Raw genomic sequence first — 17,265 nt, 5'->3', positions numbered from 1 at the left:
GGAACCTCCACGGGTCGGGCCGGCCTCACGAACGCTTCCGCTCGGCGAGCAGACCGACGATGGTGTGGGCGAACAGGTGGCACTCGTGGACGCTGCGGCCGGTGATCAGGTTGCCGTCGACCACCACGTCCTGGTCGACGTATTCGCCGCCCATGTTGCGTACGTCGCCGACCAGGTTGTTGTGGGCCACGACCTTGCGGCCCCGGATGAGCTCGGGCACGGTCGCCAGCAGCCACATGCCGTGGCAGATGATGCCGACGAGCACCGACGGCGCGGCGAACGCGCGCTGCACGAACTCGGTCGCCGGCGCGAGCCGGTTGACGTCGTCGGTGTACCGCAACCGGTCGGAGACGATCCCCGACGGCACGATGACCACGTCGTACGAGGCGACGTCGACCCCCTCGAAGCTGCGGTCGACGGTGAACGGCACCCGGTACTCGTGACCGGTGAACGTCAGCGCCGGCTGGTCCCACATCCGGGTCAGGAAGTGGACCTCGGCGCCCTCCTCGGCGAACCTGCGCTCGTAGTAGAAGATCTCCTGCTCGACGAAGTCGCTCTCCATCAGGATCGCGATCTTCCGGTCGGCGAGCGGGCCGGCCGGGTTCGAGACGATGTCGGACATGGTGTGCCTCCTGGCGTCAACCGGCAGCCGTGACAAGGTCGACGAGGAACGGGCGGTCTCCGGCGAACATCCGCTCGACGGCCTCGTCGACCTCGCCGGGCTTCTCGACGCGGACCGCGTCGACGCGACAGCCACGCGCCAGGTCGACGAAGCCGATGTCCGGAGAGGACAGATCGAACGAATGGGGGAACTCGTGCCGCTCGATGCCGCGCTCCCGCCAGTACTCCGCGATGTTGTCGTCGAGCAGCCGGTACCGGTGGTTGTTGCAGATCACGAACTTGGCGCCGATGCCGTACCGGGCGGCGGTCGCCAGGGCCTGGATCGTGTACATGCTTCCGCCGTCGCCGGTGAACCCGACGACCGTCTTGTCGGGGCGGGCCAGCTTGGCGCCGATCGCGCCCGGGATGCCCACCCCGAGTGACCCGCCCCGGGTCAGGAACCAATGTCCCGGCAGCCGCGGCGGCAGGTGCGCACCGATGGCCGGCGACGAGGTGAGCCCCTCGTCGAAGACCACCAGATCGTCCGGCGCCCGCTCGGCCACCGCCCTCATGAAGGCGCTGAGAATCGTGCCGTCGTCCACGGGCGTCCCCGGCTGCTCCGCCCGGCGAGACTCCAGGCGGGCGGCGGCCCGGTCCCGGCCCTCCTGGGTGGTCACCCGATCGAGCGCGTCCGCCAGCGCGTCCAGGGTCGCCTTCGGATCCGCGACGAGACCGAGCGTCACCGGGTGGTTCTTGGCGATCTCGTAGCCGTCCAGGTCGATGTGGACGATCGGGGCGCCCGGCCGGAACGGGCTCGACAGTGCCGGGAACACCTCGGGGAACAGGTAGGTCCCGACCACCAGGACCGCGTCGGCGTCGGCTACCGCGGCCGTGCTCACGCCGCCGAACATGTGCCCGAGCAGCCCACGGTAGAGCGGGTGGCGGCCGTCGATGGCGACCTCCGACGAGTCGGCGCCCCAGACGTCGGCGCCGAGCCGCTCGGCGACGCGGGTCAGCGCTTGCTGCGCGCCCGACACCACCACCCCGTCGCCGAAGATGACGATCGGGCGGACGGCGCCGGCGAGCAGCGACGCGGCCCGGTCGACCAGCTCCGGGACGGCGGCGGCCGCGGCCTGCGGGATCGACGTGGGTACCACCGGCTCGTCGTTGGGCGCGTCGAGCACGTCCATCGGCAATGCCACGAAGACCGGTCCCCGCGGCGGCGTCATCGCAATCTTCACGGCCCGGCGCAGGACCCGCAGCACCGAGCCCGGGTCGACCACGCGGGTGGCGTACTTCGTCACCGGCCGCGCCATCGCGACCAGATCCGCGGCCATCTGCGCGTCCATGGCGTCGTACGGCAGCCCCGCCTCACCGGCTATCGCGACCAGCGGCGTGTGGCCCCGCTTGGACTGGTACAGCATCCCGATCGCGTTGCCCAGGCCCACTCCGCTGTGCAGCTGGAGCAGCGCCGGACCACCGCTGGCCCGGGCGTACCCGTCGGCGATCCCGGCGGCCACGGTCTCCTGAAGCCCCAGGATGTACTGGAAGCCGTCGTGCCGGTCCACCTCGTCGAGAAAGCCCTGCTCGACGGTGCCGGGATTGCCGAACATGTAGCCGAAGCCGTCGGCGAGGAACTGCTCGATGATCGCCGCTTTGCCCTGCCTGACCATGTGCCGAGCCTCCTGATCTCCACGCGGATGGGCCGGTCACCAGCCGAACCGGCGAAGGTCCTTCTCCAGGACATCGACGATCTTCTGGCCGGTGAGGAAAGAGTCCGGAGTGGACCGTCCGGTGATGAAGGGGTAGTCGACGATGACCGAGGTGTCCTTGCCGAAGTTGCCGTGATAGCGGCCCTCGGGGCCGGTCGCGTCACGCAGGATGTACTCCAGCGGGTACGGCGGCGGGCCCATGTCGAAGTCGGGTACGCCGAGGAAGCCGGTGCCGTCCTTGTAGTCGTACTCCTTGCAGTGCCCGGTGACGTGCTTGCCCCAGATGATGCTCTTGCGGTCCTCCCAGTCCCGGGCGAACGCGAGGCAGGCGACGCCGTAGCATTCGGCCGCGACCGGCTTGCCGGCCCGCAGGAACGCCAGGATCAGGGCGTGGACCCGCTCGTTGTTGGCCAGGTCGACGATCGGGCCACTGCCACCGACGATGAGCATCGTGTCGTAGTCGGCGACGTCGAGGTCGACCTTGTCGAGCTCACGGTGGTACGCCTCGAGCCGGCGCAGATAGTTGTCGTCACTGGTGTACGGACGCTCCGGGAGCCAGGCCTGGAGGCTGACCGGGGTGGCCATCCGGTCCGACTCGTCGAGGGCGCGGGTCAGCTTGGCCACCTCCGGCGACGTGACCGAACGGCCGAGCGGCGGATCCAGGTAATTCGGGTCCATGCTCGGCGGCAGCGCGTGCGGCTGTTTTCCGGTCGGCGTCGCGAAGACCACCGTATAGCCGTTCTCGTCGAAACAACTCAACGGCCCGACGAGTTCTTCACCCCAATATCCGTACTCCGACAACACGACCAGGACTCGTCTAGTCATGATCCCTCCTCCGGGAGAGCCGACGGGTTTACAGGAAAATCATGATTCCGGATTCGTATACGAGTCAACGACCGCCCGCCGGTCACCGAGCACGGCGGGGAATGAGCGGCCGGTATTCGTCAAGTTGTTTCTGCTATTTCGCAAAAAAATGTGGGAGGAGAGCGCGGGGGACGCTCCCCTCCCACAATGGAGGGCGGCACGAATCGGTTCAGCGCGGCTGCGGCCCGATGATCCAATGCTCCTTCGCGGTCATCGAGAACAGGTGCGCCGGGTCGGCGACGGCCTCTTGGGCGGGACGTACCCGGTCGCCGTAATGGCTCGACGCGAGGGCCGCGCGCAGCGCGTCGACGTCGTCGAACCACAGCTGCTCGACACTGTCGAAACCCGCCTCGCCGAACGTGTAGAACCCGTCGCGGGTGTGGCAGTGCAGGTAACGCCGCAGGCCGGGCAGGCCGGCGACGATCGGCGCGTACAGATCGAGAGTCAGCCGGCGGTACGTCGCCAGGTCGAGCCCCGGGCGCCGCTTCATCAGCACGGTCAGCTTCACCCCACCGGGCTCGGTGGCCGACAGCGGCGGCCCGGTCACGATCTCGTGGGCCTCCGTGTCGATCCCGATGGTCAGCCAGAACGCCGCCCAGTTCGGCTCGTCCAGCCGGGCACCCTGCAGAAATTCTTCACTACGCAAAGACGCCAGCTGTTCGGTGTCGTTCTCCAGCCAGATCTCGGCAATTCCCTGATGCGGCAGCAGCGACTTGCCCAGATCGCCCTCGAAAGGGATTCTCGTGTCGATCAGGTACCGCTTTATCTGCGATATCCGGCTGGCGTACTTCACCGCATGGACGTGGACCCAGTAATCCTGGAACTCCGCGTCGCTCAACTCCGGTTTCGGCGCCGCGAAAATAAACTGGTGAATCATCCTGTGCTGCTCCTTCCCGCCGTCTTCGCCGCGAGATCCTGTTTGATGAAGTCGGCGGCCCGTTCACCGATCATGACCGTCGTGGTGTGCGTGTTGGCGGAGACGATCGACGGCATGATCGAAGCGTCCGCCACCCGGAGCCCTTCGACGCCGTGCACCCGCAGCCGCTCGTCGACGACGGCGAGGCTGTCGACGCCCATCTTGCAGGAACCGGCGTAGTGGTAATAGGAACCGACGTTGTTCAGAACCCAGGTCCGCAGCTCGTCGCGGGTGCCGACGGCCGGCCCCGGCGCGATCTCCGACACCCCCCACCCGTCGACGAAGGCACGGGTACGGTAGATCTCGCGCGTCATCTCCACCATGGTCGTCGTGCGTTCCAGGTCGGACCGCTCACCGAAGTAGTTCGCGCTGACCTTCGGGTACGTGGTCGGGTCGGTCCCGGCCAGCCGCACCCAGCCGCGGGACAGCGGGCGGACCAGGCCCGGCAGGGCGAGGATGACGTGCGGGTCGACGAGCTCGTGCACCGACGCGACCGGCTGCCCGGTCTGCACGCGCCGGATCACGTTGGCGAAGAACTGGTCGCCGAAAGGCGCCCGGTGCACCAGGCAGATCTCCAGATCGGGCACGGGCAGCCCGGGCTGGGAGCCCCAGAAGAGCGCCACCTCGGTGACGTTGCCCCGCGGGTCCTCCCCTGGCTTGGACATGTACCCGATCGGGCCGATGATCAGCGGATGGTCGTGGAAGTTCTGCCCGACGCCGGGCAGGTCCACCGCCACCGGAACGCCGACCTCGCGCAGATGTTCCGGGTCGCCGATGCCGGAGAGCATCAGTAGCTTAGGCGACTGCACCGCGCCCGCGCTGACGATCACCTCCTGGGTGGCGCCGACCGTGTGGGTCTGGCCGTCCCGCAGGTAGGTGACGCCGGTGCACCGCGAGGCGTCCAGGACCAGCCCGGTCGCGAGGGCGCCGGTCAGCACGGTCAAGTTCGGACGGCCCAGTGCCGGTTCGAGGTAGCCGGCGCGCACACCGCACCGCCGCCCGTCCCGGATGTCGACGTGGTGCCAGCCCGCCCCGAACGCCTCGGCGTTGAAGTCCGCGACCCTCGGGTAGCCCAGCTCGGCGCAGCCCTCGAGAAACGTCTCCGAGATCGGGTTGCCGGTGTCCGCCGCGTCCACGACGGTGATCGGGCCGTCCCGGCCGGCGTCCGGGTTGGTGCCGTCCTTCTGGTTCTCGAGCTTCCGCAGGTACGGCAGCACGTCGGGGTAGGACCAGCCGGCGCAGCCCCCGTACGCCCACGAGTCGTAGTCCGCCGGGCGGCCCCAGGTGTGGATCATGTGATAGATGTTCGACGTGCCGCCGAGCCCGCGGCCCGACGCGTTGTAGACCTGGCGCCCGTCGAGCCCCGGTTGCGGCTCGCTCATGTAGGCCCAGTCCAGGTCGGTCAGCAGCACCTCGTTCCAGCGGGACGGGCTGACCACCGCGTCGGTGATGTCGGGCCGGCCGGCCTCCAGCAGCAGGACCGTGGCGTCCGGCATCTCGCTCAGCCGGCTGGCGATCACCGCACCTGCCGCGCCGCTGCCGACGACCACGAAATCGTACGTGTCAGGCATGTCTGTCGCTCCTTCCGCGGGCCGGCCTCAGCCGGCGGCCTCGACGATGAGGTCCGCCGCCTTTTCCGCGATCATGATGGTGGCCGCGTTGGTGTTGCCGGCGGTGATCGTCGGCATGACGGACGCGTCGGCCACCCGCAGCCGGTCCACACCGACGGTGCGCAGCCGCGCGTCGACCACCGCGTCGCGGTCCGCACCCATCCGGCAGGTGCCGACCGGGTGCCAGACCGTGGACGCCGACTCCCGCACGTAGCCGGCCAGATCCTTGCGATCGGTCAAGTGACCGCCCGGGGCCAGCTCGCGGCCCCGCAGCGCGGAGAAGGCGGACGTTTCGACCAGTTCGCGCGCCAGGGTGATGCCGCGCACCAGCACGTCGACGTCGGCCTCGGCGGTCAGATAGCCGGGGTCGACCACGGGCAGGTCGAGCGGGTCGGCCGACCGCAGCGAGACCGTGCCCCGGCTGTGCGGGCGGGCCAGGATCGGCGCGAAGGTGAATCCCGGCCCGTCGACCCGGTACCGGTCGTCGACGAACTGCACCGGGCCGAAGAAGTACTGCAGGTCCGGGGAGGCGGCCGGCAATCCCTCCCGGGTGTGCACGAAAATTCCCGCCTCCGAGAGCAGCTGCGGGAACGCGAGATCCCGCAGGCTCTGATACGCCACGCCGAACAGCAGGTGGTCCTGCAAGTTGCGCCCGACCCCCGGCAGGTCGACGACGGTGTCGACGCCGTGGCGGGCCAGTTCCGCGGCCGGGCCGATCCCGGAGAGCATCAGCAGCTTCGGTGAGGCGAGCGCGCCGGCGCACACGACCACCTCCGAGGTCGCGCCGACGACGTGGCGGGCGTCGCCCGCCACGTACTCCACCCCGACCGCCACCCCTCCGGAAAGCACCACCCGGGTCGCCGTCGCACCGGTGTGGACGGTCAGCCGGGGATCGTCCCGGAGGGGGTCGAGGAACGCGGTAGCGGTGCTCGCGCGGCGGTCGCCGGGCGTCCGGGTGGACTGGTAGAGGAACGCCGCGTTCTCCTGGCGCTCGCCGTTGTAGTCCCAGTCGGCGCCGCCGTCGAAACCGAGTTCCCGGGCGGCATCCAGGAAGGCGAGCGACGCCTCCGAGGGCGCCGGGTAGGGCACGACATCAAGCGGGCCATCGGCGCCCCGGTACAGCGAGGAAGCGCCGTGATAGTTCTCCGAGCGCCGGAAGTACGGCAGGACGTCTTCGTAGCTCCACCCCTCGTTACCGAGAAAGTTCCAGTGGTCGAAGTCCCGGCGGTTGCCCCGCACGTACATCATCGCGTTGACCGACGTGCCGCCGCCGACCAGGCGGCCCTGCGGGAGGTGCACGGTGCGGCCGTTCAGCGCGGGCTGCGCGGCCGTCTCGTACGGCCAGGTCACGGTGGGGTCGCCCCACATCGACGTCATCGAGGCGATGTCCGTGTGGTGGACGCTGTCCCGGTCGTCGGTGCCGCCCGCCTCGAGCACCAGGACCGAGGCGTCGGTACGGTCCAGCAGCCGCCGGGCCACGACACACCCGGCCGCTCCGGCGCCCACCACGACGTAGTCGTAACTGCTTGCGAAGTCCATCTCGGCGCTCCTCGGTCGTGCTCAGGTGGCCAGCAGGTCCCGCAGGATGCCGTCCACGGTCTTCACATCCGCCTCGGACAGCGCGAAGGTGGCGAGGTGGCCGAAGTTGCTCACGACCTCGCGGTACAGCGCGCCAGGAATCCGCTCGGCGTCACGGGCGCACTCCGCCGGTGGGAACATCGGGTCGCCGGTGAAGGCCACCACGACCGTACGGGCCTTGATCGACCCCAGTGCCTCGGTGAGATCCCCGCCGCCGGACGGGTCGGCGGCCCGGGCCTTGCGCGCCTGGGCGATGATGTCGTTCGGGTCGTGAGGCAGCCAGAACGCTTCCCAGAAGCGAATGATGAAGTCCTCCATCGAGGAGAAGCCGAGACCCTTCCAGGCCTCCTCCCCCTCGCGGTAGAAACCGAGCGGCGGCAGGGTGACCGCGGTGCCGTGCGCCATCCGCCGCACCCCGGCCTGCATCGACTGCGCGTCCGGATAGAAGCCGCCGTGGTAGGCCGCATCGCCGGTCAGCGGCTCCTCCAGGACGCTGCGCAGCCACAACCGGGTCCACGGCGACGGCTGCGGCGCACCCGCGATGGACGCGACGCGCTTGACGACCTCCGGGTAGCGGACCGCCCACTCATAGGTCTGCAGGGCACCGACCGACCAGCCGAGCACGAGCTCGAGCTGGTCGATGCCGAACTGCTCGCTGAGCAGCCGGCGCTGCGCGATGACGTCGTCGGCGATATGGACCGCCGGGAAGGCGCCCCGGTCGAACGGCGCCGGCGTGTTGCTGGGCGACGACGAGGGCAACAGCCCGAAATGGCCGGGCAGAATGATGAAGTATTCGGCGGGGTCCAGCGGGCGGCCCTCGCCGATCCACGTCTCGAGCGCCTCCGGGGCGCCCCCGAGGAAGTTGGGGAAGAGAATGGCGTTGCTCCGGGCCGCGTTGAGCGTTCCGAAGGTGGTGTACGCCAAGCTTGCGTTCGGCAACGTGACGCCGCTTCGCAGCGTGAAGTCGCCAAGGTTGAAGGTGTCCATCTCGTACGCCCTTCCGTTGCTAGACCAGACCTGTTTCCACGAAGCTGGGAACCAGGTCGACGACCAGATACTCGAGGTAGTACTTGCCCCACATCGTCTGCCAGAGGCCGAAACGCGGGTCGAACGGCTCTCCCCGCGTCTCGGCGAGCTTCGCCTCCAGATCCCAGACGACCGAGTCGAACTCGGCCGCGGTGAACGGGTATCCGAAGTGGATGGCCGCGTCGATGACCTCGTCCTTGCTCCTCGTCTTCAGCGAGTCGAGGACATCGGGACGGGCGGCCGCCTTACGCAGGAACTCGATGACATTTGCCGCGGTCACGTCGGCTCACCCGCGGCGAGCGCGGCGAGCTCCTCGTCGGTGTGCCTGGACACACAACACTCCACCAGGTACTCGAAGTGATACCGCCCCCACATCTGGCGCCACAGCCGGCTACCGCCGTCGAAGGCGTCCTGGTCCTTGTTCACGATGACGTTCGCCTCCAGCCGGCCGACGACGTCCGCCACCTCGTCGGGGGTGAAGTCGTAACCGTCGTTCTTGGCGTGGAACACGAGCTGCGCCAGGTCGCGCCGGCTGTACCGGGCGAGAGTCGCCCGGTCGTAGCGGGCGTCCCGCAGCAGCCGGACGAAGTCCTGCTGGGCCATCGCGTCGCCCCTAACCGATCGGGTGCTTCTTGAAGAAGGTGTAGGCGGCCTCGGCCACCGCGACCGGGTTCATGCTCTGCATGCCGTGCGTGGCGAACGGGATGCCGCACCGCTCCGCCTGCGGCAACCAGCTCATCAGGAACCGCTGGGTCTCCCGGAAGCCGGGCATGGCCGCCTCGCTGTCGAGGCCCATCGCCGCCAGCACCGGCATCCCCGGCTTACGGTCCACCAGCTGGTCGGCCTGGGACATCTTGAATCCCCACGAGGCGACCGCCGGGAAGTCGACCTGGAACGTGGTGTCCACGCACTGCTCGACCCGCTGCCACACGTCCAGCGGCCCGGTCATCTCCACCGCGCCGAGGAAGCGCGGCCCGCACACCGCCTCCATGTACTGGAATGCGGCGCCGAGCTTGTCGCCGTTCTCGAACAGCTTCATCGCGTTGACATACGCGTCGATGTTCGCCTGAACCGCTGCCGGCTCCTCGCGGGGCAGGTAGGGCTCGAGCAGCACCGCGGAGTGCGCCCGTTCCGGGTAGGACAGGAGGAACTGGAACGCGATGACCCCGCCGAAGGAGAAGGCCAGGATGTGCGCCTTGTCGATGCCGAGGTGATCCAGCAGCTGCCGGACGTGGTCGGCGCCCTCCTCGATGCTGAGGGAGTCCTTGTCCAGGGTGCTGCCGTTGTACCCGGCGCGGTAGTAGCTGATGAGCTGGTATTCGTCCAGCAGCGGTGGAAAGAACTTCATGGGGGTGATGAGACTGTCGGCGACGCTGGTGCCGTGAATGCACAACACCGGTTCCCCGTTGCCCAGCACCGCGTACCTGAGTTCGGCATTGTCGACCTTGGCCCGCCGGTCGTGCTCGACATTCCACTCGCGGCCGAGATACAACGCGTGATCAACCATTCTCGCCTCCGGCCCGATTTCTGCGTACCACGGGAAATTCAAAATGGATCGTCACCACGGGCGGGTGAAGCGGTCAATGGCGTGGCCGTTCCCGGCGCGCATGGCAAGGCATTGACGGCCGGAATTCGTCAAGTCGTGCCCGGCAGTCCCCCGTTCACCCGCACGGCGGAAGCCGATCCGGGAGGACCACGCGACCTCGGGAAGTACCGGCCGGTTCCCCGGCAAGTCACGGCCGGTCGCCGCGCGACCGGCCCATGCGGCCGCCGCGGCGTCTTGAATCGGGGGATGACCACTGTCGCTTCCCCACGTCTCGTCCGCCCGGCCGGGCTCTGGTGTGCCGCCGGAGCGGCCGTCATGGTCGTCGTCAGCCTGATCACCGTGCTCGACGACAGCCTCGGCCGCCCCGGCACCTGGGCGTTTCGCTACAGCGGGATCGTCCTGGTCGCCGGTCACCTGCTCGTCTTCGCCGGCATCCTCGCGCTGGCCCGGAGCGGGGTCGCGGGCTCCGGGCCGCTGTCGCGGATCGGTCTGCTGGTCGCCGCCGGCGGCGCGCTGCTGATCGCAGCCGCGGAGCTGATCCTGCGGTTCGCGTTCGACCTCGGCGAGGTGTTCTTCGGCATCGGCACGCCGCTGGCCGGCGTCGGCCTGGTCCTCGGCGGCGTCGGCGTGCTGCGGGCCGGCCGCTGGTCGGGCCCCCGCCGGTTCGTACCGCTCCTCTGTGGGCTGTACGTCTTCGCGGTGCTGTACCCGGCCGAGACGCTCGCGGGCGGGGCGAGCTACCCGGCAATCGCCGGGTGGAACCTCTGCTTCGTCCTGCTCGGCGCGGCCATCGCCGTCGACCTCCAGCGGTGAGCTCCATTACTTGTACAAGTACCGGGCGTTCCGTCCGCGCCGGCACCGGATCCTCCCGACGACGATTATCGTGACGAGATGACTGGCCGATTGGACACAGATCGCGCGATCGTCGAAGAATTCCGGGCGAATCACGGCCGGGTCGGCGGCGATTTTCGAAGTGTGCCGCTGCTGTTACTCACCCACACCGGAGCGAAAACCGGCCGCCGTCACACATCGCCGCTGACATATCTGCGGGACGGCGACCGGATCGTCATTTTCGCATCCAATTTCGGGGGCCCCGGAAATCCGGCGTGGTATCACAATCTGCGGGCCGACCCACGGGCCTTCGTCGAGCTCGGCACCGAGAGCTTCGACGTCGTCGCGAACGTCGCCACCGGCGACGAGCGGGACCGGCTCTTCGCCCGCCAGGTCGCGCGCGCCCCCATTTTCGCGTCGTTCCAGTCGAGGACGACGCGGAGAATTCCGGTAGTCGTGCTGACGCGGGCCGGATGACCCGCGTCGGGTGCGGTGCGGCGGTGTCTCTCAGCCGGCCACCGGCACCGTCGCACCGCGGCCGGCGAACGCGAGCAGGTCCACGAGCGTGTACCGATCCGGGCTCGCCGACGGCAGCGTCGGCCGCCAGCCGTCGTCCACCGACAGGTACGAGTCCGGGTCGGCCCGCACGAGGCCGATCAGCACCTCCGCGACGATCCGGCCGCCGACCGGCCCGAGTCGGTCGCCGTTCGCCCTGTGCTGCGCCTCCTTGAGGACGTAGAACCACAGTGGAGTGCCGCCGGCCGAGCGCGGCAGGCCTACCTCGGACGGGTCCAGCGGTTCGAGGCCCATGGCCCGCGCGACCGCCTCTCCGGACGGGAGCCCGAGCGCGGCGCCACGCTCGAGGTCCCGAACGGCCAGGGACTGGTACGCCGCGACCGGGACGTTCCCGGTCACCTCGTGCGGCAGGCCGATGAGGCTCGAGGGCAACCGCCCGTCCAGCTTCCTCGTCCGCTGGGCGCGGGCCGCACCAGGGAAGTCGAACAGCTCCGCCCAGTCGACCGCGTGTTCGGGGCCGACCGGCCCGAACCCCATGAGGTCGGGCAGGATCTGGTACTGCGGGCCGCCGAGGCGCAGGCGGTACAGCTGGCGGATCTGCCCGTGGCCGTATCGGTAGGCGCCGTGCGCGAACTCCACCGGGAGGTACACGCCTCCCGGCGGCGGGCGGAACAGCTGCGGGCCGTCGCGCAGCAACTCCGCGACCAGATCCGGACCGGCCAGCCTCGGCAGGAAGTCGTTCACCACCAGGTACTGGTAGTGCCATCGCAGCGCACGACGGGCCGACACGTACAGGTCGTCCTCGCCCATCCCGTCCGCGCGGAGCCGGTCGACGAGGGCGTTGTGCGCATGCAGGAACGCCACGTGCAGCTGGTTGACGAACAGATGCACATCGTTGCGAGGGTCGCCGAGGACCGCGACCCCCTGGGCATTGCGGGGCACATCGGTTCCGCTCCCCGACAGCAGCAGCTTCGCCGGGTCGTTCCGGTCGAACAGGTACGGCGCCCCGACCGGCCCGGCTCCGTAGAGCGCCTCCAGGTTGATGCACGGACTGTGTGCGTTACGCAGCCCGGCGAGATCCGCGCGGGTGCCGATCGGCGAGCGGTCCGCGGTGATGTCGTGCGCGACGAACTGGCCGAAGAACGGCCAGCCGGCCGCCTCCGCACCGTCGTCGGACCCGTCCACCCAGGCCGCTGCCGGCCCGGCGTCACACACCCCGCCGGCCTCTCCCAGCGTTCGCAGCACGTCGTCGCCGACGACGAGCGGCGGCAGATCGGGCAGCAGGCGCGCGTACCGGGTGCCGAGCGGTGCCCCGTCGACGACGGAGGCGAGCACTTTGCACCAGTCACGGACCGCCGGTGCCGTCATCGCTGCCCCGCGGGCAGCAGAAAGAGCTCGTCGACGTAGCACCAGGCCCAATCCTCCCCGGGCTCGAAGGACCGGGCCAGCGGGTGGCCGGTCTCGTGGAAGTGCCGGGTGGCGTGCCGCCGCGGCGAGTTGTCGCAGCAGGCCACGTGACCGCAGACGAGACACTCCCGCAGGTGCATCCAGATCGTGCCCTCCCGCAGGCAGTCCTCGCAGCCGTCGGTGGTGGACGGCTCGACCGCCCGGGCCTGCCCGAGGTGGACGCAGCGGGCGTTCGGAGAGTCGTCGGCGGCGACATAGAGCGGCTTGGTCATGAGTCAGCTCCCTCGGAAACCATGCCGTCAGATGCGCACGTGCTGGATGAGCCCGTCGCGCACGGTGAACTCCACCTTGGCGCGTCCGTTGAACCCGGTGGAGTGCACCTTCGACCGAAGCAGCGCGCCGTCCGGCCGGGGCTCGATGCGTCGCACCTCGATCTGCATCCCGGCGCCGATGAACTCCCGATCCGACCATCCCACGATGGCCTCGATCCCCTCGAATTCCCGTCCCGTGTCGACCACCACGGCGTCGGGGGCGAACAGGGCACGAAACGCGGCGCGGTCGGCGTTGTTCGCAGCGTCGACCCAGCCCTGCGCGAGCTCGATAGCAGTGGGCATCTTCGTCCTCCGATGGCGCGAAAATCAAAACAAATTGGACGTTACCCACGAGCAAACGCGAATCAGATCGCCGGGTCGAGACTGGCCGCAACTACGTCAAGTCCGGCACCCGTACTGCGTCGGCTTGCCGATCGGACTTTCACCGGCCCCGGTGAGGCAGCCCGTGTCGTCTCCGGGGATCGAGTCGGGCCTGCTTCGCGGTGCGGGTCATGCGGACTCTTCCGCGTTCGACGGGGAATGCCGGGCGGCGGGGACACCGCTCCAGGTGTCGTGGTCGATCTTGCGAAGACGCTCGTCCTCGTTCTCCGTGATCCGGGCGCAGGCGTAGCGCAGGATCGGCGGAGCCATCACCGAGCTGACGATGGCGACCAACACGATGATCGTGTAGCTGCCGGTGTTCAGGATGCCCAGCCGCAGCCCGGTGAGCGCCACCACCACTTCGACCACGCCGCGGGAGTTCATGCCCGCGCCGATGGCGAGGCTCTCCCACCGGCTCATCCGACTGAGGCGGGCACCGGCGTACGCCCCGGCGAACTTGCCGAGGGTCGCCACGGTCAGCACGACCAGCGCGGCGAACGCGACCCTGGGCTGGGCCAGCGCGGTCAGGTCCATCCGGAAGCCGGCCGCGGCCAGGAAGATCGGCGCGAGCACGCTGAGCACGACCGTGCGCAGGGGCGCCAGTTTCGCGCCGTTCGCGGCCCGGGGCAGCCCGACCAGGATGCCCGCGACGAAGGCGCCGAAGACCGGCTCCATGCCCAGGGCCTGCGTGATCGCCGCTCCGGTCAGCACGATCACGACGGCGGCCACGATGCTGGGGCCGGGCGCCGCGCTCCGGTCGGCCAGGCGCATGACCCGGCGGACCAGGGGCCGGCCCAGGAGCACGGCGAGCACCACGAAGCCGAGCAGGTAGGCGGCGGCCGTCACGACGTGCCCGATGCTCAGCCCGGCCACGGTGGCCATCGACACCACCGACAGCAGGAACCAGCCGACCGCGTCGTCGATCGTGCCCGCCGCCATCGTCAGCTGGCCCATGTCGCGGTGCAGCAGCCGCATGTCGGAGAGCGTCTTGGCGATCACCGGAATGGCGGTCACACACATCGCCACGCCGATCAGGCCGGCGAACAGGAGCCGATTGCGGGCCGGGGTGCCGTTGATCCAGGCTGCCATCTGATAGCCGACGACCAGGCCGAGAGCGAGCGGCACCAGCATGCCGCCCACGCTGATCCGGGCCGCGGTGGCCTTGCGCCGCCGGACCATGGCCACGTCCAGGTGCGTTCCGGTGAGTCCGACCAGAAGCAGGATGCCGATCTGGCCCATGCCGTCCAGCAGGTGCATCTGCTCGGCGGCCCGCGGGAAGATCCAGCCGGTCAGGCTGGGCAGCAGGTGACCCAACAGCGATGGTCCGAGGATGACGCCGGTGGCCAGCTCCCCCACGATGGCCGGCAGGCCGACCCGCTCCGCGAACGCGGCCAGGAGGCGGGCGACCAGCAGCAGCGTCACCATGGCGACCAGAAAGACGAGCAGCGCATGCCCGCCGAGCGCCGCCGGCGGCGCGGTGAACCTCATCCGACGATCAGTGGCGGGCCGGCCACCGCACCCCCGGCAGGCGGCGGTTCGACTTGTTCGACCAGAAGTTGTCTCGAATCCTGCATATTTGGCATCACAGGTCCCCCGTACTCGGCAATTCTCATTGCGATACGGAATTTGACCGTACCCGCGTCCAGGGCCGGAACACGGCGTCCACTCTGGAACGAGGTGCTTTACCGAACCTCTGGAGCCAGAGTTCCGGATCTCGAGCAATGCGTGGCGGCACGCCCCGCTACCACGCCCATCTCTGGAGCGGGTTGCCGTCACACGTCGCGAGCCTGATCGGTGCGTACTCCTCCGGCGAATCCGCGGCGAGGCACAGCGCCGGATTCGCGATCGGCCTGATCGTCGCGTCCGGGTCGAACTGCCAGGTCTGCGCCTCGGAGCTGTCGCACGTGTAGGTCCAGATCTGCTGACCCGCCGCGAAGTTCCTGCCCGGCACGTCGGCGCAGTTGCCGAGCACGCGCAGCGAGTTGTCGTCGGGCAGCCGCGTCAACGCCTGCGCCTTGGTGCTGTTGCAGGTGTACGTCTGCAGATAGGTGCGGATCGCCGTGGTGGCCGCCGGCACGTCGACACACCGGCCGGTGCTGTTGCTGACGGGGCTCATCACCGGGTTGGGGCTCTTGGCGACCTGAACCGTCCTGGCGACCGAGGGGACACCGTCGGCGTCGATAACGAAGAGCATGTAAAAGCCGGGCGGCGCCACCCCACCGGTCGGCGGGCCGGTGACCGTCAGTGTCGTGCCGGAGGCCGAGAAGGTCAGCGGCACGTACCGCTGCCCCTGGTCCACGCCGTGGGTCACGTCGCTCAGCCCGACCAGCGCGACCTTCTTGATGTTCGCCGCCTGCGGCGAGGAGATCGTGAACGTCGTGTCGATGTCGATGCTCGCCGGTGCCGCGGCGACGACCGGCCGCGCCGCCGGCTGACCGCTGCCGTCCTGCTTGTAGAGGTACGGCGGGGTGAAGTACTCGATGTTCTTCTCGAGGTAACCGGCGTCCATGCAGACGCCGCAGACGCCGCCGCCGCCGGTCATCACCCGGCCGTCCGGCAACAGCGAGGCCGTCGAGTGATACTGCCGGATGCGGCCGGCGTTCGCGAGCAGCGTCCAGCGGCCGGTGACCGGATCCCAGCGTTCCGCCGCCGTCGCGGCGTGGTTCAGGTCGACGAGGTCCGAGGTCGCGGCACTGGTCATGCCGCCGGTCGCCAGCACCGAGCCGTCGGCGAGCAGGGTCGCGTTGAGTTGCCGCCGGCCGGTCGCCATGGAGCCGGTCGCGGCGATCGACAGGTTCTGCCCGGTCCCGCTGTCCACGACGACGGCGGTCCGGGTGGGCACGTTGGCGATGCCCTCCTCGGTGGTCTTGCCGCCCCCGACGACGAGGGACTTGCCGATGTTGTAGGTGGCGAAGCTCCCGTACTCCCGGGCGAGCCCGTCGCGGGTGCTGGTTGCCGTGATCACGCCGTCGCCGGCGGTGTTGATGGTGTATCCGGCGTCGTACGGCCCGAAGAGCCCGAGCTGGGTGTCCGGGCGAGAGCCCAGGAAGGGATAGATGCGTGCGTTGTACTGGGTGAAGCCGTTGAGAGCCCGGATGGCGCCGTTGGTCTGGTAGACCTCGGCGGTCGCCGGACCTCCGCCGATGATCACCTCCTCGCCGTTCGCCGTTTCGGCGACCGAGGGATACCAGCGCGCGCCGGCCATGTCATTGCCCCGCGTCCACGTTTCTGTCTGCCAGTCGAAGATGTGGGTCCGGACCGTGCCGTCGAGTGCCGCGTTCGCGTTTCCGCCGGCGACCAGAATGTTTCCGTTGCCGAGATGCGCGAAACCGGCGCAGAAGAGGTTGGACCCCTGTAGGTCGACCCGCTTGTACGTGTTGTCCGCCGGATTCCACACCATCGCGCGGGTGAAGCTGTGATCGGGATAGCTCTCGGCCGCATTGTCGCCGACGGAGTCCCAGATCAGCACCTTGCCATTCGGCAGCACGGCCTGGAATACCGGAACGACGGGCGTGTCGACGACCTGGCTCCACGATCCCCACCGCCCTGGGTCCGTGACCACCGCCGCCTTGGTGCGCGTCGATCCGGGGCGCAACCCGGTCGCGCGCCGGATCCGGGCCGCGTTCCCGGCGGTCTGCTGCTCGATGACCCGCATCGGCGTTCCCACCAGGTCCTGGGCCATGTGCTCGGGTGAGTCGTCGTGCCCGTGGGCATGCTCGTGAGCATGCACGTGGACGTGGTCGCCGGCTTGCGTGTGCCCGGCATTGCCCGCTGCGGCGGCCGGGCCGGTGGCCGCCGTGCCGAACAGGAGCAATGCGGACAGCAGCCCGAAGGCGCCGAGGCCGCGACGCGTACGCATGCCGGATGTTCCTTTCGCGGAGGTTAAACGACGATTACTTTCGACGACATATCGGGCCCCTTTTCGGTCCGTCATTTACGGGTCGTCGCGGAATCGTCGCCGGCACCG

General features: G+C 69.4%; 17 protein-coding genes. 2 read left to right on the top strand and 15 right to left on the bottom strand.

The features are described 5' to 3' along the window. Positions 1–25 precede the first annotated feature (25 nt). The 10 genes from ODJ79_RS38090 to ODJ79_RS38045 form a co-directional block, all read right to left on the bottom strand. Positions 26–622 carry a DJ-1/PfpI family protein gene (locus tag ODJ79_RS38090; RefSeq protein ID WP_263028551.1) on the bottom strand — a complete coding sequence of 199 codons (597 nt, stop codon included), beginning with the start codon at positions 620–622 and terminating at the stop codon, positions 26–28. 16 nt (positions 623–638) lie between these two features. Beyond that, a complete protein-coding gene (locus tag ODJ79_RS38085) occupies positions 639–2,273 on the bottom strand; it encodes a thiamine pyrophosphate-binding protein (protein WP_263028550.1) in 1,635 nt (544 codons plus the stop codon). Between the two features lie 36 nt (positions 2,274–2,309). After that, positions 2,310–3,137, bottom strand: coding sequence for a type 1 glutamine amidotransferase domain-containing protein (locus tag ODJ79_RS38080; protein ID WP_263028549.1), 828 nt, complete (start codon positions 3,135–3,137; stop codon positions 2,310–2,312). Between the two features lie 208 nt (positions 3,138–3,345). Then, positions 3,346–4,053, bottom strand: a complete 708-nt coding sequence (locus ODJ79_RS38075) for an EthD domain-containing protein (RefSeq protein WP_263028548.1) — start codon at positions 4,051–4,053, stop codon at positions 3,346–3,348. After that, positions 4,050–5,663 (bottom strand): GMC family oxidoreductase, encoded by a 1,614-nt coding sequence (locus tag ODJ79_RS38070; RefSeq protein WP_263028547.1) that lies wholly within the window; start codon positions 5,661–5,663, stop codon positions 4,050–4,052. Before ODJ79_RS38070 ends, ODJ79_RS38075 begins: the two co-directional genes overlap by 4 nt. 27 nt (positions 5,664–5,690) lie before the next feature. Continuing rightward, entirely contained in the window at positions 5,691–7,241 is a 1,551-nt protein-coding gene (locus tag ODJ79_RS38065; RefSeq protein ID WP_263028546.1) for a GMC family oxidoreductase, read from the bottom strand. A gap of 21 nt (positions 7,242–7,262) precedes the next feature. Next, complete coding sequence (locus ODJ79_RS38060; protein ID WP_263028545.1) at positions 7,263–8,267, bottom strand: alpha/beta fold hydrolase; 1,005 nt, start codon at positions 8,265–8,267, stop codon at positions 7,263–7,265. Positions 8,268–8,286: 19 nt separating this feature from the next. Further along, positions 8,287–8,586: a Nif11-like leader peptide family natural product precursor gene (locus ODJ79_RS38055; protein WP_263028544.1), complete on the bottom strand. Its 300-nt coding sequence runs from the start codon at positions 8,584–8,586 to the stop codon at positions 8,287–8,289. Beyond that, positions 8,583–8,909: a hypothetical protein gene (locus ODJ79_RS38050; protein ID WP_263028543.1), complete on the bottom strand. Its 327-nt coding sequence runs from the start codon at positions 8,907–8,909 to the stop codon at positions 8,583–8,585. Before ODJ79_RS38050 ends, ODJ79_RS38055 begins: the two co-directional genes overlap by 4 nt. A 10-nt stretch (positions 8,910–8,919) precedes the next feature. Continuing rightward, positions 8,920–9,813 (bottom strand): alpha/beta fold hydrolase, encoded by an 894-nt coding sequence (locus ODJ79_RS38045; RefSeq protein ID WP_263028542.1) that lies wholly within the window; start codon positions 9,811–9,813, stop codon positions 8,920–8,922. A 285-nt stretch (positions 9,814–10,098) separates the two neighbouring features. Between ODJ79_RS38045 and ODJ79_RS38040 the strand changes: the two genes are divergently transcribed. Further along, complete coding sequence (locus tag ODJ79_RS38040; RefSeq protein WP_263028541.1) at positions 10,099–10,665, top strand: hypothetical protein; 567 nt, start codon at positions 10,099–10,101, stop codon at positions 10,663–10,665. Positions 10,666–10,743: 78 nt separating this feature from the next. Next, entirely contained in the window at positions 10,744–11,160 is a 417-nt protein-coding gene (locus ODJ79_RS38035; protein ID WP_263028540.1) for a nitroreductase family deazaflavin-dependent oxidoreductase, read from the top strand. A gap of 30 nt (positions 11,161–11,190) precedes the next feature. Here ODJ79_RS38035 and ODJ79_RS38030 read toward each other — a convergent pair whose 3' ends face one another. The 5 genes from ODJ79_RS38030 to ODJ79_RS38010 form a co-directional block, all read right to left on the bottom strand. Further along, positions 11,191–12,567, bottom strand: a complete 1,377-nt coding sequence (locus ODJ79_RS38030) for a peroxidase family protein (RefSeq protein ID WP_263028539.1) — start codon at positions 12,565–12,567, stop codon at positions 11,191–11,193. Next, positions 12,564–12,878: a ubiquitin carboxyl-terminal hydrolase 14 gene (locus tag ODJ79_RS38025; protein WP_263028538.1), complete on the bottom strand. Its 315-nt coding sequence runs from the start codon at positions 12,876–12,878 to the stop codon at positions 12,564–12,566. Before ODJ79_RS38025 ends, ODJ79_RS38030 begins: the two co-directional genes overlap by 4 nt. A 27-nt stretch (positions 12,879–12,905) precedes the next feature. Then, entirely contained in the window at positions 12,906–13,220 is a 315-nt protein-coding gene (locus tag ODJ79_RS38020; protein ID WP_263028537.1) for a nuclear transport factor 2 family protein, read from the bottom strand. Positions 13,221–13,427: 207 nt separating this feature from the next. After that, positions 13,428–14,786, bottom strand: coding sequence for a cation:proton antiporter (locus tag ODJ79_RS38015; RefSeq protein WP_263028536.1), 1,359 nt, complete (start codon positions 14,784–14,786; stop codon positions 13,428–13,430). A 253-nt stretch (positions 14,787–15,039) separates the two neighbouring features. Further along, the gene (locus ODJ79_RS38010) at positions 15,040–17,232 is read right to left on the bottom strand and encodes a galactose oxidase-like domain-containing protein (RefSeq protein ID WP_263028535.1); all 2,193 of its coding nucleotides are present in this window, start codon (positions 17,230–17,232) and stop codon (positions 15,040–15,042) included. Between the last annotated feature and the right edge of the window lie 33 nt (positions 17,233–17,265).

It is taken from the genome of Actinoplanes sp. KI2, from assembly GCF_025630775.1.
Classification (GTDB): domain Bacteria; phylum Actinomycetota; class Actinomycetes; order Mycobacteriales; family Micromonosporaceae; genus Actinoplanes.
Note: the sequence above shows the minus strand (reverse complement) of the source record. Positions and strands in the feature narration are given on the sequence as shown.

Excerpts from the sequence above, each read along its gene's own strand:
- ODJ79_RS38090 (WP_263028551.1), bottom strand. The coding sequence starts at position 622 with ATGTCCGACATCGTCTCGAACCCGGCCGGCCCGCTCGCCGACCGGAAG.
- ODJ79_RS38085 (WP_263028550.1), bottom strand. The coding sequence starts at position 2,273 with ATGGTCAGGCAGGGCAAAGCGGCGATCATCGAGCAGTTCCTCGCCGAC.
- ODJ79_RS38080 (WP_263028549.1), bottom strand. The coding sequence starts at position 3,137 with ATGACTAGACGAGTCCTGGTCGTGTTGTCGGAGTACGGATATTGGGGT.
- ODJ79_RS38075 (WP_263028548.1), bottom strand. The coding sequence starts at position 4,053 with ATGATTCACCAGTTTATTTTCGCGGCGCCGAAACCGGAGTTGAGCGAC.
- ODJ79_RS38070 (WP_263028547.1), bottom strand. The coding sequence starts at position 5,663 with ATGCCTGACACGTACGATTTCGTGGTCGTCGGCAGCGGCGCGGCAGGT.
- ODJ79_RS38065 (WP_263028546.1), bottom strand. The coding sequence starts at position 7,241 with ATGGACTTCGCAAGCAGTTACGACTACGTCGTGGTGGGCGCCGGAGCG.
- ODJ79_RS38060 (WP_263028545.1), bottom strand. The coding sequence starts at position 8,267 with ATGGACACCTTCAACCTTGGCGACTTCACGCTGCGAAGCGGCGTCACG.
- ODJ79_RS38050 (WP_263028543.1), bottom strand. The coding sequence starts at position 8,909 with ATGGCCCAGCAGGACTTCGTCCGGCTGCTGCGGGACGCCCGCTACGAC.
- ODJ79_RS38045 (WP_263028542.1), bottom strand. The coding sequence starts at position 9,813 with ATGGTTGATCACGCGTTGTATCTCGGCCGCGAGTGGAATGTCGAGCAC.
- ODJ79_RS38040 (WP_263028541.1), top strand. The coding sequence starts at position 10,099 with ATGACCACTGTCGCTTCCCCACGTCTCGTCCGCCCGGCCGGGCTCTGG.
- ODJ79_RS38035 (WP_263028540.1), top strand. The coding sequence starts at position 10,744 with ATGACTGGCCGATTGGACACAGATCGCGCGATCGTCGAAGAATTCCGG.
- ODJ79_RS38030 (WP_263028539.1), bottom strand. The coding sequence starts at position 12,567 with ATGACGGCACCGGCGGTCCGTGACTGGTGCAAAGTGCTCGCCTCCGTC.
- ODJ79_RS38025 (WP_263028538.1), bottom strand. The coding sequence starts at position 12,878 with ATGACCAAGCCGCTCTATGTCGCCGCCGACGACTCTCCGAACGCCCGC.
- ODJ79_RS38020 (WP_263028537.1), bottom strand. The coding sequence starts at position 13,220 with ATGCCCACTGCTATCGAGCTCGCGCAGGGCTGGGTCGACGCTGCGAAC.
- ODJ79_RS38015 (WP_263028536.1), bottom strand. The coding sequence starts at position 14,786 with ATGAGGTTCACCGCGCCGCCGGCGGCGCTCGGCGGGCATGCGCTGCTC.
- ODJ79_RS38010 (WP_263028535.1), bottom strand. The coding sequence starts at position 17,232 with ATGACGGACCGAAAAGGGGCCCGATATGTCGTCGAAAGTAATCGTCGT.